The sequence below is a fragment of the Bacillus sp. SIMBA_031 genome (assembly GCF_046535225.1).
Lineage (GTDB): Bacteria > Bacillota > Bacilli > Bacillales > Bacillaceae > Bacillus > Bacillus velezensis.
Genome location: NZ_JAWRXC010000477.1, coordinates 1 through 253 on the forward strand (window position 1 = coordinate 1; position 253 = coordinate 253).

1 protein-coding gene is annotated in these 253 nt (G+C 61.7%); it reads left to right on the forward strand.

The window, feature by feature from the left end; genetic code table 11:
* Positions 1-11: 11 nt before the first annotated feature.
* Positions 12-253 (forward strand): MarR family winged helix-turn-helix transcriptional regulator (locus SB724_RS21080; protein WP_410572937.1); only part of this gene is annotated, 242 nt, incomplete at its 3' end.

The window sequence follows — 253 nt, forward strand, 5'->3', positions numbered from 1 at the left end:
CCAAGGGTGCAATAACGCAAGCCGCCCTTGCTGAAGTTGCGCGGGTCAAGGCTCAAACGATGGGAACCACGTTGGCCAGGCTGGAGTTGCACGGGCACATCAGCCGCCATCGCAGCGACTCGGACCGCCGGAGCCACGTGGTAACACTCACGGATGCCGGGATAGCCGCCCTGGAAGAAGCTGTGAAGCTTGAGCAGGACGTTCTGGCCCCTGTTGCGGTAGACACCTCACGGTTGCGTGACGAACTTCGCAT